This is a genomic window from Burkholderia sp. ABCPW 11 (assembly GCF_001523445.1).
Taxonomy (GTDB): Bacteria; Pseudomonadota; Gammaproteobacteria; order Burkholderiales; family Burkholderiaceae; genus Burkholderia.
Map to the genome: position 1 here is coordinate 190,588 of NZ_LOVM01000046.1, position 18,547 is coordinate 209,134.

The 18,547-nt window shown below is 68.5% G+C and carries 21 protein-coding genes, 1 tRNA gene and 1 pseudogene; 8 read left to right on the plus strand and 15 right to left on the minus strand.

All coding sequences use genetic code 11. The annotated features are described in order from the left end of the window. Positions 1-78 precede the first annotated feature (78 nt). Positions 79-930, minus strand: a complete 852-nt coding sequence (locus tag WS61_RS19080) for a LysR family transcriptional regulator (protein ID WP_059502397.1) — start codon at positions 928-930, stop codon at positions 79-81. A 151-nt stretch (positions 931-1,081) separates the two neighbouring features. Here WS61_RS19080 and WS61_RS19085 point away from each other — a divergent pair. Both WS61_RS19085 and WS61_RS19090 read left to right on the plus strand, forming a co-directional pair. After that, positions 1,082-1,993: pseudogene (locus WS61_RS19085) on the plus strand (DMT family transporter); the annotation flags it as partial. Positions 1,994-2,061: 68 nt separating this feature from the next. Further along, positions 2,062-2,412, plus strand: coding sequence for a VOC family protein (locus WS61_RS19090; RefSeq protein WP_059502399.1), 351 nt, complete (start codon positions 2,062-2,064; stop codon positions 2,410-2,412). 30 nt (positions 2,413-2,442) lie between these two features. On the opposite strand, the gene WS61_RS19095 is transcribed toward WS61_RS19090, so the two are convergent. The 3 genes from WS61_RS19095 to WS61_RS19105 form a co-directional block, all read right to left on the minus strand. Beyond that, a complete protein-coding gene (locus tag WS61_RS19095; RefSeq protein ID WP_034204318.1) occupies positions 2,443-2,850 on the minus strand; it encodes a DUF2000 domain-containing protein in 408 nt (135 codons plus the stop codon). 44 nt (positions 2,851-2,894) lie between these two features. Further along, positions 2,895-3,752, minus strand: coding sequence for an AraC family transcriptional regulator (locus WS61_RS19100; RefSeq protein ID WP_059502401.1), 858 nt, complete (start codon positions 3,750-3,752; stop codon positions 2,895-2,897). Positions 3,753-3,825: 73 nt separating this feature from the next. Further along, positions 3,826-4,809 carry an AraC family transcriptional regulator gene (locus WS61_RS19105; RefSeq protein ID WP_059502403.1) on the minus strand — a complete coding sequence of 328 codons (984 nt, stop codon included), beginning with the start codon at positions 4,807-4,809 and terminating at the stop codon, positions 3,826-3,828. Positions 4,810-4,850: 41 nt separating this feature from the next. Here WS61_RS19105 and WS61_RS19110 point away from each other — a divergent pair, with 41 nt between their 5' ends. Next, positions 4,851-5,600 carry an SDR family oxidoreductase gene (locus WS61_RS19110; protein WP_059502405.1) on the plus strand — a complete coding sequence of 250 codons (750 nt, stop codon included), beginning with the start codon at positions 4,851-4,853 and terminating at the stop codon, positions 5,598-5,600. Between the two features lie 88 nt (positions 5,601-5,688). On the opposite strand, the gene WS61_RS19115 is transcribed toward WS61_RS19110, so the two are convergent. Continuing rightward, complete coding sequence (locus WS61_RS19115; RefSeq protein ID WP_059502407.1) at positions 5,689-6,990, minus strand: aspartate aminotransferase family protein; 1,302 nt, start codon at positions 6,988-6,990, stop codon at positions 5,689-5,691. 78 nt (positions 6,991-7,068) lie between these two features. On the opposite strand from WS61_RS19115, the gene WS61_RS19120 reads away from it, so the two are divergent. Beyond that, entirely contained in the window at positions 7,069-7,953 is an 885-nt protein-coding gene (locus WS61_RS19120) for a LysR family transcriptional regulator (RefSeq protein WP_059502409.1), read from the plus strand. Between the two features lie 182 nt (positions 7,954-8,135). Here WS61_RS19120 and WS61_RS19125 read toward each other — a convergent pair whose 3' ends face one another. After that, a complete protein-coding gene (locus WS61_RS19125; protein WP_059502411.1) occupies positions 8,136-9,377 on the minus strand; it encodes an MFS transporter in 1,242 nt (413 codons plus the stop codon). Between the two features lie 139 nt (positions 9,378-9,516). On the opposite strand from WS61_RS19125, the gene WS61_RS19130 reads away from it, so the two are divergent. Further along, positions 9,517-10,389: a LysR family transcriptional regulator gene (locus tag WS61_RS19130; RefSeq protein WP_059502412.1), complete on the plus strand. Its 873-nt coding sequence runs from the start codon at positions 9,517-9,519 to the stop codon at positions 10,387-10,389. Positions 10,390-10,465: 76 nt separating this feature from the next. Here the strand turns inward: WS61_RS19130 and WS61_RS19135 are convergent. Beyond that, positions 10,466-10,550, minus strand: a tRNA-Leu gene (locus WS61_RS19135). 142 nt (positions 10,551-10,692) lie between these two features. On the opposite strand from WS61_RS19135, the gene WS61_RS19140 reads away from it, so the two are divergent. Then, entirely contained in the window at positions 10,693-12,006 is a 1,314-nt protein-coding gene (locus tag WS61_RS19140; RefSeq protein ID WP_059502766.1) for a leucine-rich repeat-containing protein kinase family protein, read from the plus strand. Between the two features lie 15 nt (positions 12,007-12,021). Here the strand turns inward: WS61_RS19140 and WS61_RS19145 are convergent, their stop codons facing one another. From WS61_RS19145 to WS61_RS19175, 8 genes are all read right to left on the minus strand, one after another. Continuing rightward, entirely contained in the window at positions 12,022-12,651 is a 630-nt protein-coding gene (locus WS61_RS19145) for a LysE family translocator (protein ID WP_059502414.1), read from the minus strand. A 98-nt stretch (positions 12,652-12,749) separates the two neighbouring features. Further along, positions 12,750-12,923 carry a hypothetical protein gene (locus WS61_RS35250; protein ID WP_179949690.1) on the minus strand — a complete coding sequence of 58 codons (174 nt, stop codon included), beginning with the start codon at positions 12,921-12,923 and terminating at the stop codon, positions 12,750-12,752. Between the two features lie 32 nt (positions 12,924-12,955). Beyond that, a complete protein-coding gene (locus tag WS61_RS19150; RefSeq protein ID WP_059502416.1) occupies positions 12,956-13,399 on the minus strand; it encodes a copper chaperone PCu(A)C in 444 nt (147 codons plus the stop codon). An 83-nt stretch (positions 13,400-13,482) separates the two neighbouring features. Then, positions 13,483-13,848 carry a copper resistance protein CopC gene (locus tag WS61_RS19155; protein WP_059502418.1) on the minus strand — a complete coding sequence of 122 codons (366 nt, stop codon included), beginning with the start codon at positions 13,846-13,848 and terminating at the stop codon, positions 13,483-13,485. Between the two features lie 290 nt (positions 13,849-14,138). After that, positions 14,139-14,516: a DUF2946 domain-containing protein gene (locus WS61_RS19160; RefSeq protein ID WP_059502420.1), complete on the minus strand. Its 378-nt coding sequence runs from the start codon at positions 14,514-14,516 to the stop codon at positions 14,139-14,141. A gap of 92 nt (positions 14,517-14,608) precedes the next feature. Then, positions 14,609-15,103: an SRPBCC family protein gene (locus tag WS61_RS19165; RefSeq protein ID WP_059502768.1), complete on the minus strand. Its 495-nt coding sequence runs from the start codon at positions 15,101-15,103 to the stop codon at positions 14,609-14,611. 58 nt (positions 15,104-15,161) lie between these two features. Further along, positions 15,162-15,464, minus strand: coding sequence for a 2Fe-2S iron-sulfur cluster-binding protein (locus WS61_RS19170; protein ID WP_059502422.1), 303 nt, complete (start codon positions 15,462-15,464; stop codon positions 15,162-15,164). A gap of 82 nt (positions 15,465-15,546) precedes the next feature. After that, the gene (locus WS61_RS19175; RefSeq protein WP_059502424.1) at positions 15,547-17,442 is read right to left on the minus strand and encodes a sigma-54-dependent Fis family transcriptional regulator; all 1,896 of its coding nucleotides are present in this window, start codon (positions 17,440-17,442) and stop codon (positions 15,547-15,549) included. A 185-nt stretch (positions 17,443-17,627) separates the two neighbouring features. Between WS61_RS19175 and WS61_RS19180 the strand changes: the two genes are divergently transcribed. Further along, positions 17,628-17,903 carry a DUF2964 family protein gene (locus WS61_RS19180; RefSeq protein ID WP_249189237.1) on the plus strand — a complete coding sequence of 92 codons (276 nt, stop codon included), beginning with the start codon at positions 17,628-17,630 and terminating at the stop codon, positions 17,901-17,903. 239 nt (positions 17,904-18,142) lie between these two features. After that, positions 18,143-18,430 (plus strand): DUF1488 domain-containing protein, encoded by a 288-nt coding sequence (locus WS61_RS19185; protein WP_006480750.1) that lies wholly within the window; start codon positions 18,143-18,145, stop codon positions 18,428-18,430. Positions 18,431-18,547 lie beyond the last annotated feature (117 nt).

The window sequence follows — 18,547 nt, forward strand, 5'->3', positions numbered from 1 at the left end:
CGGCCTGCAACGGGCCGGCGGCAGTTTTGCGGGACTGTTCGCGTTCGTTTGCAAGGCCGGTTCCCGGCCTTGTCTTCCCTATCCGATCCTGAACGTGCTTTTCAGCACGTCGCGCAGATGCAGCGCGGCGCGATTGCTGTCGTCCGTCAGCACCGTGACGAGGTGCGGCGGCAGATCGGGCAGCGCGATTCCGGCGATGTGGCTCGTCAGGTTGCCCGACACGCGCTCATGCTCGATCAGGCCGACCGCGAGGCCGTTCGCGATGCACGCTTCCACCGCCGGCGAACTGGCGCTTTCGAGCAGCATCCGGTGCGCGATCTTCGCCTTCTTCAGCGCACGCAATGCGGTGTCGCGGTACGGGCAGCCCGGCAGTTGCACCGCGATCGGCAGCGGTGCGTCGGGATTGAACTTGAACGTGCGCGCGGCGATCCACACCGGATGGGTCTTGCCGAGCAGCTCGGCGTGCGGCGGCGCTTTCGGTACCACGGCGATCGTGATGTCGAGCTGGCCGCGCGCGAACAGCTGCTGCAACTCGTCGCTGGAGCGCGCTTCGACCGTCAGTTCGAGCAGCGGCCGGTCGGCGGCGAAGCGCGGCAGGAATTCCGCCATGAAGTGCGCCGCGTAGGAATCGGGGATGCCGAGCCGCAGCTTGCCGGTCAGCATCTGCGGCGACAGCGATTCGACGAGCCGGTCGTGGCTCAGCAGAAACTCGGTGGTGTCGCTCAGCAGCTTGTGGCCGAACTGCGTAAGTTCGACCGCCTGGTTGTTCCGCGTGAATAGCCGCTGCGCGACCATCTCCTCCAGCTTCTGAATCTGCGCGGTGACGGACGACGGGCTGCGGTTCACATGAACGGCCGCATCCTTGAAGCGGCCAAGCTTCGCGACGGCGTGGAAGGTACGCAGCAGGTCGACGTCCAGGGTACGCGGCATGATTTGGTTTTTCCGAATCGCTGATTCAGGTAATGTCGATTGACGGAATTATTGAGCAACCCATATTCTCGGGTCAACGGCTCGAGCCGATTCGCCCGGGGGACCTGCGACCCGCGCCGGTCTCCTGCCACCTTCCGAGAATCGTCGCTCCATGCAGCTATTCCTGCTTCAACTCGTTTTCGTCCTGTCGTGGAGTTCCGGATTCATCGGCGCCAAGCTCGGCGCGGAGACGGCCGGCGCGTTCAACCTGCTGTTCTGGCGGTTCCTGCTCGTCACGCTGTGCGTCGCGATCGTCGTCAATCGGCGGATCGGGCGTCTGACGCTCGAAAAAATCCGCTATCACGCGGTGATCGGCTTCCTGTCGCAGTTTCTCTATCTGGCCTGCGTGTACGTTGCGATCCAGCATGGGCTGCCACCGGGCATCGCGGCGATCGTCGCGGCGTTGCAGCCGCTCATCACGGCGGCGATGGCGTCGTTCGGCGGCAGCGAACGCAGCGGGGCGCGCCAGTGGGCCGGGCTCGTGGTCGGGTTCGTCGGCGTGGGCATCGTGATCGGCGGGCAATACGCGCTGCCGGCCGGGTCGGTCGGGATCGTGATGTACCTGCTGCCGCTGGTGTCCGCGTTCGGGTTGTCGATCGCGACGATCTATCAGCGCCGCCGCGCGTTGACCGACGTGCGCAGTAACGAGGACGGGTTGATCCTGCCGTTGTTCGTGCAGGGCTGCGTGAGCCTCGTGCTGTTCGCGGCGGGCGGGATCGTCACGGGCGACCTGCACGTGCCGACGCAGCCGAACGTGTGGGTGTCGGTCGTGTGGCTCACGGTGTTCTCGACGTTCATCGCTTATCTGTCGTTGTGGGCGCTGCTCAGGCGGATGCCGGCGACGCGCGTGGCGACGCTCGTCTATCTCGAACCACCGGTGACGCTGATGTGGGCCGCGTGGATGTTCGGCGACCGGATCGAGGTGACGACCTATGTCGGTATCGTCGCCGTCGCGCTCGGCGTCTGGCTGGCCGGCAAGCACGGCGCGCGGCCGCGCTGCGCGGACATGAAGACGCCCAGCCGCCGACGTGCTGGTCGCGCGCGTGATTCCAGTGTAGCTTCGCGAGACTGCCCGAATCGTGAAGGAATCCGATGAAAGTCAAACGAATCGTCGCCAACGTCGACACGCGATCCGTCGACGACGCCAAGCGCTTCTATCAGCACATTTTCGGCCTCGACCTGCTGATGGACCACGGCTGGATCGCGACCTACGGCAATGCCGAGCAGATGGACGTGCAGATCAGCTTCGCGTCGCAGGGCGGGTCGGGCACGCCGACGCCCGATCTGTCGATCGAGGTCGATGACCTCGACGAAGCGCTCGCGCGCATTCAGGCTGCCGGCATTCCGGTCGAATACGGCCCGGCCGACGAGCCGTGGGGTGTGCGGCGCTTCTACGTGCGCGACCCGTTCGGCAAGCTCGTCAACGTGCTCGCGCATCGCTGAGCGGCGACGGCGGGCGGGGCACGCCGGCGTTCACGCATGCAACGCCAGCCCCTTCACCGCCTTGTCGACGGCCTTCTTCGGCCCGTGCAACGCCAGGCCGACGAGATCGGGATGCTCCGCGTCCTCGGCGCGAAACGCCGCGCGGTTGGCCGCATCGTGCCCTGTCGAAAACATCGCCCGCACGTACGGCACGATCGTGAGCTCGCGCGACAGCGCCTGACGGTGCGCGGCCTGCAATCCGTTCAAATCGGCGGCGAACACCAGCATCGGCTGGCCGAGCATCCGGCCGTAGCGGCGCCCGGCCGCATCCTCGTAAGGCTCGCCCAGTGCGTCGGGCGCGCCGGCCGCGACGCCCGTCGCGAGAAACGCGACCACGTTGAGTTTCTGCCACGCGGCGAGATCGTCGCGCACGATCAGCGCTACTTTGGTATCGAACATGCTTGCTCCCGGTTGGAGCATCCATGATCGGACGTCGTGCGCGATCAGTCTGGAACGTTTGTGCAGAGTTGCCGGTACGCGGCCGGCGTGATCCGGTATGCGCGGCGGAACCAGCGGCCGAGGTGGCTCTGGTCGGCGAAGCCGACGTCGGCGGCCGCCTGCGCGGGCGTGCGGCCGGCCGCCAGCAGCTTGCGCGCGGCACGCAGCCGCAAGCGCACGAGGTACGCGTGCGGCGACGTGCCGAACGCGCGCTGGAACATCCGCGTGAGCCGGAACCGGTCGATGCCGGCGGCGCTCGCGAGTTCGTCGAGGCCGATGTTGCCGTCCATGCGTTCGTGCAGCAGGTCGCGCACGCGCGCGATCGCGGGCGGCACGGCGCTGCTCTCCAGCACGAGCGGGCTGGCCAGCTGGCTGCCGAGGCGCATCAGCAGGCGGTCGAGCGTCTGGTCGCGCGCAAGCCGGCCTTCGTTGTCGTGGATCGCGAAGAAGGCGTTCCGGATCGCGTCGACGAGGCTGCGATCGTCGACGAGCGTATGGCCGAACGTGGCTTCGACGCTGCCGAGGCCCGGCAGGTCCAGCCGGCGCGCGGCGCGCTCGACCCACGCCTGCGGCAGGTACAGCATCCCGTACGTGAAACCGCCGGCTTCGGGCGCGTGGCCGTCGTGCATCGCGCCCGGCTCGATCAGGATCGCGCGGCCCGGCACGCTGGTATGCAGCGAACGGCGACACTGGAAGCGTTGCACGCCCTGTTCGGTGAAGCCGACCAGCATGTCGTCGTGATCGTGCGCATCGTACGCATGGCCGTTGAAATGGGCGTGCAGGCTTTCGATGCCGGTTTCCGCATCGCGGCGCGCGACGAGCCAGTGGTCGGTCGTGCCGACGGTCTTTGCGTCGGTCGTCATCGCGCGCCTCGCACATCGTCGTGGCGTGACGAAACGAGGTGACAGGCGGCGGGACAGGGAAGGCGGGTGCGGCTCATGGTTCGTTCGCCGCCTGTTCGGCCTGTTCGTCGCGCGCGTATTGCGCGGGCGGCCGGCCGACGTGCCGCGCGAACGCGACGCTGAAGGTGCTCGCGGAACTGTAGCCGACGCGCGCCGCGATCTCGGCGATGCGGCCTTCGTTGCGGCGCAGCAGGTCTTTCGCGAGCGCCATGCGCCACGTCAGCAGGTATTCCATCGGCGCGACGCCGACCGCACGGCTGAAACGCTCGAAGAAGGTCGAGCGCGACAGCGCCGCTTCCTTCGCCAGCTCGACGATCGTCCACGGATGCGACGGGCGCGCATGCATGGCGCGGATGGCGGCCGCGAGGCGGCTGTCGGCGAGCCCGCGCACGAGGCCCGGCGATGCATGCGTGCCGGCCGTGAATCGCAACGCCTCGATCAGCAGCACTTCCATCAGCCGCGACAGCACGATCTCGCGCGCGGGCCGCTGCGCGCGCGATTCGTCGCGCACCAGTTGCACGAGCGTGGTCAGCCGCGGATCGCCGCGCACGTGCACGAATCGCGGCAGGAGTGACACCAGCAATGCCGCGTCGGGCGAACCGAAGCTGCAGTTGCCCAGCATCATGCGCGTGTCGACCGGGTTGCCGGGATCGCCCACCCGGTATTCGCCGGTGTCGAGCGCCATCGGCGGTGCGGATTCGACGCCCGGCGGCGGCGGTTCGAGGCTCGATGTCGCGATGCCGTACGCCGCCGGAATCAGCACGAAATCGCCGGCCCGCAATTCGATCGGCGCGTGCCCGTCGATCTCGATCCGGCAACCGCCGTCGAGAACGACGCAATAGAACGGCTCGCCGGCGACCGTGCGACGCACGAGCCATGGGCTCGCACCGTGAACGGACTTGGAGTACCGCGCAGCCGGTTGCAGCAGCGTCACGACTTCGGTCAGCGGGTCGATCATCGCCGGACTCTCGCAAAAGAAAAGCGGATTTTCGATTGTAGCGAATACGGCGGCGGCCATCTATCGTACGGACACGTGCTCAACACATCCCAGGAGTTCGCATGAAGACCGTACTGATCACCGGCTGTTCTTCCGGCTTCGGCCTCGAAATCGCGCGCCATTTCCTGGCGCGCGACTGGCAGGTCGTCGCGACGATGCGCACGCCGCGCGGGGACGTGCTGCCGCCGTCGGAGCGCTTGCGCGTGCTGCCGCTCGACGTGACGAACGCGGACAGCATTCACGCGGCGATCGATGCCGCCGGCCCGATCGACGTGCTCGTCAACAACGCGGGCTTCGGCGCGGCCGCACCGGCCGAACTCACGCCGCTCGACACGGTGCGCGCGCTGTTCGACACCAACACGATCGGCACGATCGCGGTGACGCAGGCCGTGCTGCCGCAATTTCGCACGCGCGGCGCGGGCGTGATCGTGAACGTCACGTCGAGCGTCACGCTGAAGGTGCTGCCGCTGGTCAGCGCGTATCGCGCAAGCAAGGCGGCCGTGAATGCGTTCACCGAATCGATGGCGGTCGAACTCGCACCGTTCGGCGTGCGCACGCATCTCGTGCTGCCGGGCCGCGCGCCCGGCACGCGTTTCGCCGACAACGCACGGGCCAACATGCATGGCTTCGAGCACGAAGCGTACGCGGACTTCGTCGGCAAGGCCGTGGCGCGGATGCTCGATGCATCGGGGCCGATCACCCATGCGCAGGACGTTGCCGAAGCCGTGTGGCGCGCGGCGACCGATCCGTCGAGCCCGATGCGTATCCCTGCCGGCGCCGATGCCGAAGCTTGGGCCGCCGAAGCCCGCTGATCGATACGGAATGCGAAGCATGAGCGCGTCGTGCCGGTCGGTCGAACCGGCGCGACGGATCGCGCGGGAACGGGGCTGTCGCGTGCCGTTACAGCGCGCGCGTAATCGCCTGCTCCAGCAGCGACAGGCCGAGATCGATCTCGTCGTCGCTGACGGTCAGCGGCGGCGCGATCCGGAACACGCCGCCCATGCCGGGCAACTGCACGATGTTCATGCTGAGCCCGAGGTTCATGCACGCGCGCGTGATCTTCGCGCCGAGCCCGTCCGCCGGCTCCTTGGTGCGGCGATCCTTGACGATTTCGACGCCGAGCAGTAGCCCGCGCCCACGCACGTCGCCGATGCAGTCGAAGCGTTCCATCAGGTCGAGCAGGCCGCGCCGCAGCCGCTCGCCCATCACGTTCGCGCGCGCGACGAGGCCGTCGCGCTGCACGACGTCGAGCACGCGCAGGCCGACGGCTGCCGGCAGCGGGTCGGACACGTGCGTCGTATAGAACAGATAGCCGAGTTCGTGCGCGCGTTCCTCGATGGCCGCGGACGTCACGAGGGCTGCGAGCGGCAGCCCCGCGCCGAGCGTCTTCGATAGCGTCAGGATGTCGGGCGTCACGCCGTCGCGCTGGCACGCGAACATCGTGCCGGTGCGACCGACGCCCGTTTGCGCTTCGTCGAGGATCAGCAGCATGCCGCGTTCCTCGCACTTGCGCTTGAGCGCAGCCATATAGCCTTCCGGCAATTCGATGATTCCGCCCGAACTGAGGATCGGCTCCGCGATGAACGCGGCGAGGTTGCCGCTCGACTGGCGATCGATCAGGTCGAACGCGTAGTCGAGTTCGGCGAGCGGGTCGTAGGCGCCGTTGCGCTCGAAGCGCGGCCGGTACGCGAACGGCGCCGGAATCGCGAACGAGCCGACCGATGCCGGGCCGACGCCCTTGCGGCCGGCGCTGTACGTGGCCGATGCGGCGGCGCCCGTCATCCCGTGCCACGACTGCGCGAACCCGACGATCTCGTACTTGCCGGTGACGAGCTTCGCCATCCGGATCGCCGCCTCGTTCGATTCCGCGCCGGTGCTGAGCAGCAGCGCGCGGTCGAGCCCGGCGGGCGTGATGTCGGCCAGACGGGTCGCGAGATCGACGACCGGCCGCGACAGCATGCCGCTGAACAGGTGGTCGAGCTTGCCCGCGTATTCGCCGATCACGGACACGATCTCCGGATGGCTGTGGCCGAGCACCGCGCTCATCTGGCCCGACGTGAAATCGAGGATCGCGCGGCCGTCGGCGTCGTAGACGAAGCTGCCTTTCGCGCGCTCGACGATCATCGGCTCGAACGTGCCGCCGTAGCGGACCAGGTGCTGCCTGGCGTTGCGCCAGAAGGTTGCGTCGTCGTTCAGGGACATCGGGCGGCTCCGGGCAAAAAGGCGGGGATCGCTTGCAGTCTAGGCGCACGTCTGGTTTGATGGAAACGAATAGTTCTAATGCAAGCTAGAAAGGGAGCTAATACCTTGGCGCTTTCGCTCGAAATCGACCTGCTGCGCTCGTTCGTCGCGATCGCCGAGGTGCGCGCGTTGAGCCGCGCGGCCGCGCGGGTCGGCCGCACGCAATCCGCGCTCAGCCAGCAGATGAAGCGGCTCGAAGCGGCCGTCGATCAGCCGCTGTTCCAGCGTACCGGCCGCGGCGTGGTGCTGACGCATCCGGGCGAGCGGCTGCTCGTGCACGCGCAGCGCATCCTGCGGCTGCACGACGAGGCGATGGCCGACCTGTGCGGCACGGGGTTGTCTGGGACCATCCGGTTCGGCTGCCCGGACGATTACGCCGAGGTGTGGCTGCCGTCGCTGCTGCGGCAGTTTTCGAGCCAGCATCCGCAGGCGATCGTCGAAGTCGTCTGCGCGCCCACGCCGCGGCTCGTCGAACACCTGGAGAAGCGTGCGGTCGATCTGGCGATGATTTCCGTGCCGGACGACGGCGCGACCGACGACATCGTTCGCCGCGAGCAACTGGTCTGGATCGGCTATCCGGGGCTCGAACCCGCGCATTTCGATCCGCTGCCGCTCGCGCTGTCCGACCGCGACACGCTCGATCATCTCGCGGCCTGCGACGCGTTGAGCCGCGCCGGCCGCGACTATCGCGTCGCGTACGCGAGCAGCAGCCTCGCCGGGCTGATCGCGCTCGTGCGCTCGGGGCAGGCGTTCGCGGTGATGACGCAGACGGCGGTGCCGGCCGACCTCGCGATCGTCAACGGCGATCCGCATTTGCCGCCGTTGCCGGCCGTGGGCATCACGCTGAGGTTCGACCGGAAGCGGCCGTCGCACCTGACGGCAGCATTCGCCGACCATATCCGGCAAACGCTGCCGTTGCTGTGACGGGCGACGCGAATCAGTCGACCATCGATGAGGCCGACACCTGCCTGGAGCCGGGCATCTCCGCCGTCGCATCGCGTACGCGGATCGCCGCCTGCATGGCCGGCAGCTTCAGTTCGGCTTCCTGATATTCACCGGCCGGTTCGGGCCCGCCGACGATGCCGCGATTGTCGTCGGGCGTCGCATCACGCGCGGCTCGAGCGCCGCGCCGCCAGCACTGCGATGACGAGCAGCACCGCGACATGAGCGGCGACGCTCGTCCATGCGCCGCGTTGCCAGAACGCGCCGCCGACCGAGCCGAGCACGCTCGACCCGACATAGTAGGCGAGCAGATACAGCGAGGCCGCATGCCCTTTCGCGGCGCCTGCGAGCGCGCCGACCCAGCCGCTCGCGACCGAATGGGCGACGAAGAAGCCGATCGTCACGAGCACGATGCCGACGACGATCGCGGCGAGCGAGTGCGACAGCGTCAGTGCGAGGCCCACCGCGAAGACGACGATGCCGCTGACCAGGACCGGCCCCCGCCCGAGACGATCGGCAAGCGCGCCGGCGCTCGATGACGACACCATCCCGAACAGGTACGCGCCGAAGATCAGCCCGCATGCGGTCGGGCTCAGGTTGAACGGCGCCGCCATGAGCCGGAATCCGGCGTAGTTGTAGATCGTCACGAACGCGCCCATCATCAGGAAGCCGATCGCGAACACGAACGGCAGGCGTGCATGACGCAGTTGCGCGTGCCACAGCCGCAGGTGGTGACGCAGCGTCAGGTCGGTGCGCTTCACGAAGCGTCGCGAGGCCGGCAGCAGCATCACGAACGCGAGCGCCGCGAGCAGGTCGACGACGCCGATCGACAGCATCGCCGTTCGCCACGAGAAGTGCTCCTCGAGCGCGCTCATCCCGATCCGTCCGATCATGCCGCCGAACGCGGTGCCGCCGACGTAGAGCCCCATCGAGAAGCCGAGCCCGTCGGCGGCGATTTCTTCCGCGAGATAGGCCATCGCCACCGCCGGCACGCCGCCCAGCGCGAAGCCTTCGAGCGCACGCCAGACGAGCAGCAGGTGCCAGTTTGGCGACAGCGCGGCGAGCAGGTTGAACACCGCGGCCAGCGTCATCGACACGAACATCAGCCCGCGCCGCCCGACCCGTTCGGACAGCGCGCCGGCACACAGGATCGACACTGCGAGCATCCCGGTCGACAGCGACAGCGAGAGCGAACTCGACGCCGCGCCGACGTCGAACTCGCGTGCGAACGCGGGAAGCAGCGGCTGCACGCAGTACAGCAGCGAGAAAGTGGCAAAGCCGGCGAGGAAAAGCGCGAGCGCGATGCGCTTGTACGCGGCCGAGCGCGGGGACACGCCGGCCGGCAGCGCATCGGGTGCGGATGGTTGCGTGCCGGGCATGGATCGGGAAATCGAAGCGGAGGACATGGGGGCAGTCGATGTGCGACGGAATACACGAATTCTTGCGCACGGTCATGTATATGTCCAATATATGAAATGAACCGCAGCAATATGTTTTAACACTGGCTGACAGGCCAGCCCGACTCACCGCGAGGTCACGTCACGCATGGAACTCCGGCATCTGCGCTACTTTCTGGCCGTCGCGGCCGCGTCGAATTTCACGAAGGCCGCCGAAACGCTCGGCATCGGCCAGCCGCCGTTGAGCCAGCAGATCAAGGCGCTCGAGAGCGAACTCGGCGTGGAGCTGTTCAAACGCACCGCGCGCGGCGCCGAGCTGACGCTGGCGGGCGAGGTCTTCGCGGAAGAGGCGCGCCGCGTGCTGGAAGATGCCGAGCGCGCGGCGCGGGCGGCCAGGCGCGCCGCACGCGGGGAAACCGGCCATTTGCGAGTGGGCTTCACCGGCACGGCCGCGTTCAATCCGAAAGTGTCCGATCTGATTCGCCGTTTTCGCGAGGCGTATCCGGATGCGGAGCTGACGTTGCAGGAAGCGACGTCGGGCGTGCTGCTGGAGGCGCTGGAGGCCGGGCGTCTCGACGTCGCGATCGTGCGGCCCGAGCGTCGCGTCGCCGCGGCGCTGCGGGTATCCGACTGGGACGAGGAGCCGATGTTCGTCGCGCTGCCCGTCGCGCATCGGCTGGCGCCGCGCCGGCGCATCGATCTTGCCGAGCTGGCCGACGAGTCGTTCGTGCAGGTGCCGCGCGCGGCCGGCGCCGCGCTGTTCGACGACATCGTCGCCGCGTGTCAGGCCGCCGGGTTCGAGCCGCGCATGGGGCAACCGGCGCCGCAGATCGCGTCCGCGGTGACGCTGGTGGCGGCCGGGCTCGGCGTGTCGGTCGTGCCGAAAGCGATTACGCAGGTGCAGGTGCCCGGGGTCGTGTACCGGCCGTTCGCCGGTAACCGGTTTCGCGCCAGGCTCGCCATCGCGTCGCGCTGCGACGAGCCGTCGGCGGTGGTGCGCAATTTTCTGTTGCTCGCGTAGCCGGCAACAAAAAACCCGCGAAGCCATATGCTGTCGCGGGTTTCAGATCATGCTCGGAATGCGCTGGAAGCGCATCTGGTGCCGACGGCGAGACTCGAACTCGCACAGCTTTCGCCACTACCCCCTCAAGATAGCGTGTCTACCAATTTCACCACGTCGGCACTGCAAGGGGCGCAATTCTAACGTCACATCGCGCGTTTGTGAAGGGGGTGTGACAAGGTCGTGTGCGTGCACGCGATCGATCCCGGTAGAATTCGTCCGATCGACCCGACGATCACCGCAACCGCCACCCGTTTTCTCCCCGTGATACACACCCTCGAACAGCTGCAGGCCGGACAACTGTCGGGCGCGCGGCAACTCAAGCTCGCGTGCGGGCTGACCGAATTTCCGCGCGAGATCTTCGATCTGGCCGACACGCTCGAAGTGCTCGACCTGACCGGCAATGCGTTGTCCGCGCTGCCGGACGATCTGCCGCGGCTGCATCGTCTGCGCATCCTGTTCGCGTCGGGCAACCGCTTCACCGCCTTTCCCGACGTGCTCGGCGCATGCGATCGGCTCGACATGATCGGCTTCAAGGCGAACCGGATCCGCACCGTGCCGCGCGGCGCGCTGCCGCGTGCGCTGCGCTGGCTGATCCTGACCGACAACGCCATCGACGAACTGCCGGCCGACATCGGCGATTGTGCGCGGTTGCAGAAGCTCATGCTTGCCGGCAACCGGTTGCGGACGCTACCCGCCGAAATGGCCGCCTGCCGCGCGCTGGAGCTGGTGCGCCTGTCGGCGAACCGGCTGGATGCGTTGCCCGACTGGCTGCTGCGCCTGCCGCGTCTCGCATGGCTCGCCGTGGCCGGCAATCCGTTCGGCGCGGCGCCGGAGGCCGCGGCGTCTGCCGGGCCGGACGTCGCGGAGATCGACTGGGCGGCGCTTTCGTGTGAACGGAAACTGGGCGAGGGCGCGTCGGGTGTCATTTATCGCGCGCAATGGCGGGCGAACGGCCATCCGCCGCGCACGGTCGCGGTCAAGCTGTTCAAGGGCGCGGTCACGAGCGACGGCCTGCCCGATTGCGAAATGGCCGCATGCCTGCATGCCGGCCGCCATCCGCATCTGATCCCGGTGATCGGCAAGGTGCGCGGGCATCCGGACGGCACGCACGGCCTCGTGATGGAACTGGTCGATCCCGCGCTGACGAATCTCGCCGGGCCGCCGAGCTTCGCGTCCTGCACGCGCGACGTCTATGCCGCCGATGCGAGATTCGATCCGGCGCAGGCGCTGCGGATCGCGCACGGCATCGCATCGGCGGCCGGCCATCTGCACGCGCGCGGCATCATGCACGGCGATCTGTACGCGCACAACATCCTGCACGACGGCGCAGGCGGCGCGTTGCTCGGGGATTTCGGGGCGGCGTCGCCGTACGACGTGAACGAGCGCACCCGCGGCGCCCGGTTCGAGCGGCTCGAAGTGCGCGCGTTCGGCTATCTGCTCGGCGAATTGCTCGAGCGATGCGAATCGCATGCCGGCGCGCTCGATGCGCTTGCGGCGGCGTGCGTGAACGAGGATGTCGATGCGCGGCCGTCGTTCGACGAGATCGCGGCCGCACTGGCCGCGCGCATGCACTGACGGGAGCGGGCCGGCCTACGCCTGCCGCGCGGTCAGCAGCTTGATGCCGAGCCCGACGAACAGCAGCCCGCTCGCGCGCTTGAGCGCGCGCACCGCGCGGCTCATGCCGAAACCGCGATGCAGGCGGCGCACGCCGGCCGAATAGACACTGTGAACGATCACGACCGTGCAGGCGATCGTCGCGTACATCACGACGAACTGCAGCGCGAGCGGGCGATCGTGCACGATGAACTGCGGCATGAACGCGGACAGGAAGATCATCGTCTTCGGATTGCTGCCCGACACGAACAGCGCTTCGCGGAACAGTTTCCGGCGATCGGGCGCGACGATCTCGGCCGCGCCGCTCGATGCGGCGGTCTTGCTATCGCCGCGCAACTGCCGGACACCCAGGTACATCAGATACGCGGCGCCGATCACCTTCATCGCGACGAACAGCGGCGGCATCGCCGCCAGCACCGCGCCGACACCGAGCGCGACCAGCAGCACGACCACGCCCTGCGCGACGAGGTTGCCCGCGATCGTCGCGACGGTGCCGTGCGTGCCGTAGCGCACCGTGTTGCGGATCACGAGCAGCACGTTGGGCCCCGGCGACAGCGTCGTGGCGAGATAGGCTGCGGCGAACAGCATCCAGGTCTGAATGGACATGCGGCGCTCCGAAAGGCGGTTGCGGCGGTCGGGATGAAGCGATGATGCCACGCCAATAATGGCACGGGCCGCCGCCGCAACCGTGCCGTCGTCGCGCGTCAGCGCGCGTCGCGCATGCAGTACGCGGGAATCGACGGCGGTGTATCGATGGCGGCAGGCCGCGTCATCCATGCGATCCACGCGGCCCATAAGCCGCAGACGATCAGTATCGCGACATTCAGCGGCGTCCGGTAGCGGACGATCAGCTCGGCGAGCGGCAGGCGGTCTTTCATGAGCGTCTCCTTCGGTCGAGGGGCAGGCGGCGTTACTGGCCGGCGTAGGCCGGCGCCTTCGCGTCGCAGGTCACGGACACGGTCGAGCCGTCCGCGAAATGCAGCCGGAGCGGCACCTTCGCGCCGGGCGCGACGGCCTGGCGCGGCGCTTCCAGCATCGCGTGATAGCCCTTCGGCTTGAAGGCGACCGTGCCGTGCGCCGGCACGACGACCGAGTCGATGTGGACCATCTTCGCGGTGCTGCCGCTCGTCTGCGTTTCATGCATCATCGCCATCCCGTAGGCGGGCGTGTCGATACCGACGAGCGTCGCGGGTGCGTCGCCGTCGTTCTGCAGCGTGAAGTAGCCGGAGGACGGCACCGTCGCCGGCATCGTGCGGATCCAGCACGCATCGGCCTGTAGGGCCGGCGCGGCGAACGTGGCGGACACGTGCAGCGCCAGCGCCATGAGCAGGCCGGTCGAAATCGGGCGTTTCATCGTGTGTTCTCCTGATCGAGTGCGATGCCGGGGGCATCGATGCGAATGCGATCGGCACGGCGCGCCGATGCGCATCGCGTGCGTTACTTCAGCGTGAATGCGTAGCGCCCGTGCGTGCGATGGCCGTCTCTGGCCACCGCGATCCACGCGACCGTGTACGTGCCGGCCTTCAGATCGGCCAGTGCGACGCGCATCCGCTTCCGGTTGCCGGTGTCGACGGCCGACTTCCCGTCGACGACCGACTGCCCGTGGCTATCGGTCACGGCGATCGAGCTGAACGCCGGCTCGAGCGCCTCGCCGAAGTCGATCGTGACTGCGTGCGGCGCGCTCGACAGCGTGGCGTCGGGGGCCGGGTCCTGCGTTTTCGGGAGCGCGTGCGCATGGGCGGCCTGGATGACGACGAAGCCGAGTGCGGCGAGTGCGCCGCGAACGAAAGGGGTGGTTTTCATGGCTGGATGAGCGAGTGACGAATCGGATGGAAAAGACGGATTCGACGGACGGCTGCGCGAGCGGCATCGATGTCGGCGGCGATTGGCGCGGCCGTGCGCGGTCGGCCATTCGCATGCGGGCGAATGCAGGCGCGGTCATTCGAACCGGCGGCGGCCAACCGCGCGCACGGCACGGCGCCGCGCGCAGCATGGTGAGACATGATCGTCCTTCGAAACGTGACACGTCGCGCACGCGGACGGCGTGCGCAGGCTGCGCGATGCACGACGGCATCACGCGCAATGACGACGGATCAGGACGCGAGCGGCGGGGCGCGCGGTTGCGCGGCCGTGAGCGGCAGCGCGCGGCGCAGGCTTTCGAAGCGGGTCGCCGCGCGATGCTCGATCGCGTGCACGTGGGCCGCGAACGTCAGTTCGGGGGCAGGCAGCGCGGGAGTATGAGCAAGCAGGCTGCAGTAGCCGCATGCGTGGAGATGCGCCTGCAGGCTTTTCGTCGACGTATCGGCGGAGCGATCGCCGGCGGCTGGCGCGGACGAACAGTAGCCGGCCAGCAGCGCGTCGACGCGGCCTTGCGTGGTCAGCGCCTGCGAGATCGTCGGCGCGAGCGCCGTCATCAGGATGGCGAGCATCCCGAGCAGACTGCCGATCTTCCGGAGGCGACGATTCAGCATGCGATGCACGGCGGCGGGTGGACGACGATGCCGCCGATTATGCCACGCACGTCGATGCGTCGGCCGGCACGAACGTGCGGCGTAGCGGCGCGCTACGCGTGCAGCGCCAGATATTTCGCGATCAGCGTCATCTGCGCGGCCCAACCCTGGTCGTTCATTGCGCGCGCCGTCGCGCGACGCGCTTCGATCAACTGGTCGAAACCCGTTTCGGTGACCGTGAGCGACGTGCCGCCGGCCTGCGCCGCGAGCGTGAACGTGACGAGCGTCATCGGCTCGGACGCGTAATCGACGTGCGGATCGATCGCGAACGGATGCCAGCGGAACGAGAACAGTCGTTGCGGCTCGATGCGATCGACGACGATTTCGAACACGGTGCCCGCATAGGGCTCCTGCGCCTTCGCGACATCGTCGTCGACGCGGGTGGGCGTGATGCGGCCGAACAGCGGCTGGCCGGCCTCGAACGGGCCGTCGAACGAGACGCCGAACCACTGGCCGAATTCCCCGGAATTGCTGACGGCTGCCCAGACGCGGTCGGGCGCTGCGCCGAGCAGCGCCTGTTTTTCGATGCGATCGGTTTGCTGGATCATCATGTTCTCCATGCAGGATCGAGCGTTGCAGGACGACGCGCGCGCTCGCGCGCCGCGTCTAGTCGAGCATGGCCGCGTCGGGCACGTCGAGCACGAGGTCCGACGTTGCGACGGCCACGCACGGCAGCGTATAGCCGTCGGCCTTTTCCTCGCGGCTCAGCCCCGGCCATTCGATCGTGTAGCGTACGCTGCCGCTGACGATCCGGCAAAGGCAGCTTCGGCACGTGCCGTTGCGGCAGGAGCGCGGCAGCGACACGCGGGCGAACGCGGCGGCTTCGAGCACCGTCAGCGAATCGGGTGCGTCGAAGGTTGCGCCGAGCGGCTCGATGCGCACGAGGGACGGGTGTTCTGGATCGGTCATGACTGAAGCGGGCAGCGGTTCGGCGGCGACGCGCCAAGCATACCCGAACCCGCCGGCGGCCGGCGGCCGCCAGCCGCGGGCGTCAGTGCCGTCGCAGATACCGGTACACGGTATTGCGGGCGAGACCGAGTTCGCGCGCGGCCGCCGATACGTTGCCGCCATGCCGCGCGAGCACCGCATCGATCATCGCGGCCTGGTGGCTTTGCAGCGTCGTGCCTTCGCGCTTGCCGGCCGGCGTAGCTGCTTCCGGCGCAGCCGCGGTGTCGTCGCAGTCGAGCCAGAAATCGTCGGGCAAATGCGCGAGCGTGATCTCGTCTTCGTCCTCGGCGAGCATGCCGGCCGTACGCAGCACGTTGGTCATCTGCCGCAGGTTGCCGGGCCAGCGGTGGCGCGCGAACGCGTCGAGCACGTCGGCCGCGAGGCGGCGCGGCATCGGCTCGCTGCGCGCGAGCCGCGCGAGGATCCGCTCGACGAGCGCCGGCAGGTCGGTGCGCGTGGCGAGCGCCGGCAGCGTGACCGCGAGCCCGTTGATCCGGTAGAACAGGTCTTCTCGGAACGTGCCGTCGGCGATCATCGCGCGCAGGTCGCGGTGCGTCGCGCAGACCACGCGCACGTCGACCGGCACCGCGCGTGCGCCGCCGAGCGGCATCACCGCGCGCTCCTGCAGCACGCGCATCAGCCGCACCTGCTGCGCGAGCGGCATGTCGCCGATTTCGTCGAGAAACAGCGTGCCGCCGTCGGCCTGCGCGATCTTGCCGGGGCTGCCGCGCTTGCGCGCGCCCGTGAACGCGCCGTCTTCATAGCCGAACAGCTCGGCCTCGATCAGCGAATCGGGCAGCGCCGCGCAGTTCACCGCGACGAACGGGCCGTCCGCGCGCGGCGACGCCTGGTGCAGCGCGCGGGCGAGCCATTCCTTGCCGGTGCCGGTCTGGCCGAGGATCAGCAGCGGCAGGTCGCGCCCGCGGATCTTCGCGACGCGTTCGAGCACGGCGGCCATGCGCGCGTCGCCGGTGTCGAGCGTCGCGAACGTGATCGCGTCGGGGTCCGGCGCACGCACGCGCGCAGCCGGCGCGGCCGGCCTGACGGCGACGGTCGTTTTCTGCGCTTCCGGGAACTCGCAGCGCGCGAGCACGCGCACGCCGGTCGACAGCGTGAGGCGGAACGTGGCGCCCGGTGCGCGCGCGGCCTGCTGCGCGAGCTGGCCGAAGCGCATGCCGAACAACGCGTCGCTGGCCTGGTGCTGCAGTGCGTCGAACGACGCGCCGAGCTGGAACTGGGCGCTGCGGTTCGCGGCGATCAGCCCGCCATCGGGGCCGAAGGCGACGAGCCCCGCGAACAGCGAATCGACGCAATCCTCGTGTGCGTGAAAGCGCAGCCGCAGCGCTTCGCCGCACTGGTTCGCGAACAGGTGGTTCTCGATCAGTTGCGCGGACATCCGCACGAGCGCGAGCGTATGCGGGCTGGCGCCGCGCGGGTCGCCGCTCACGTCGAGCGTGCCGAGCGTGCGGCCGAACGGATCGGCGATCGGCGCGCACGCGCAGGTGAGGATGTGGTTGGCGCGCAGGAAATGTTCGGACCCGTGCACGACGACGGCCTGGCCCGACGCGAGCGCGGTGCCGATCGCGTTGGTGCCGCGCGCGCCTTCGGCCCACGACACGCCGTTGCACAGCGCGACGCGGTTGGCTTTCTCGATGAAGTCCGCGTCGCCGATGCTGTGCAGGATCACGCCGTCGGCGTCGGTCAGCAGCACCAGGCTTTGCGTCTCGGCGATCTGCGCGTGAAGATCCTCCATCACCGGGCGGGCATGTGAGAACAGTGTGTGGTTCGTGTCGAGCAGTTCGCGCAGCGCGACGCGCGACAGCGGCGAGAAATCTGGGCGTTCGTGCGCGCGCAGGCCGACCGCGGTCGAACGCGCATGCGCCTGCGCGAGCAGGTCGGTACGCCCCGCGGCGGCGGGCAGCACGAAGGGTTGCGGCATGGTTTGTCTCCTGTTCCCGGGGCCGTCGGGGCCGATCGGATCGGAATCGGCGGCGGAGTGCGGCTCCGCTCGCGGTGCACCATTCGGCGCGACAGTCGTCCGTCCGGGTACGCATCATCATACAAGCGCCACGTGCGATGTGCGACCGCGAACAAAATCCCCTTGCTTTTAAGCGCCCGCCTGCAATGATGGAAATGGAGCACGCACGCGCCGTGTTCCGCACTGCAACAAGCATGCGACGCGACATGCATCCGTTCGGGAGACGCATCATGGTTCGGGCGGAACTGAGAGTCGTGCTGGCGGCCATCGCCACCTTCATCATGCTGGGCGGCATTGCCGTGGCGATCCACGGATTGCTGTTCGATTTGACCGACGCGGTGAGATACGGAGCGGCCGCGATTGCGGTGGGCGTCACGACCGCCGCGATCGCGCTCAACGTCTGGCCGACCGATCCGCACTGACTCCGTTTGCGAAACGGTGCCGGATGCCGCGCAGATCAGACGAAATGCGCGTCGGAACGACGCACACCGAAATTTTTGTCTCCCGCGCGAAACCGTCTAAAGTGGAATTCAACCGGCATGCCTCGACTGCGCGACACCCCGCGGTCGGGGCCTCCGCCGGCGAGCCCGCATCCATTTCGTCCGGCCGGTGGCGGACGACGGACGCGGTCATTCGTTTTCTACCGGTCGAGGCGGCTTCCATGCAGATCCATTTCACGAACGAGAAGCCTGAGTATTCGGGGCGTGACCTGATGCTGGCGTTCACGGCTCTGGTCAATGGCGAGCGCGTCCAATGCCAGATCACCGCGGAGGCGCTGGAAGACCACTTCGGCGCGGCATCGCCCCGCTTCGAGGACATGGTCGGCGCATTCGACCAGCACCGCGAGCGCATCGAGGCGGCCGCGCGGCGCCTGCTGTCGGAAACGCGCGCGCAATGCGTGACGCTGCGCAGCGGCTACGTGCGTTTCTACGAGGCCAACTGGCGCTGACACGACGACGCACGTCCGGCGGCGCGCGCCTCCGGGCGGCGCACGCGAAGACGTTGCCTTCACGCAATGCCGTTCGGCGGGGCCGGGCGGCATTTTCGTATGCGGGCCGTGCGGGAC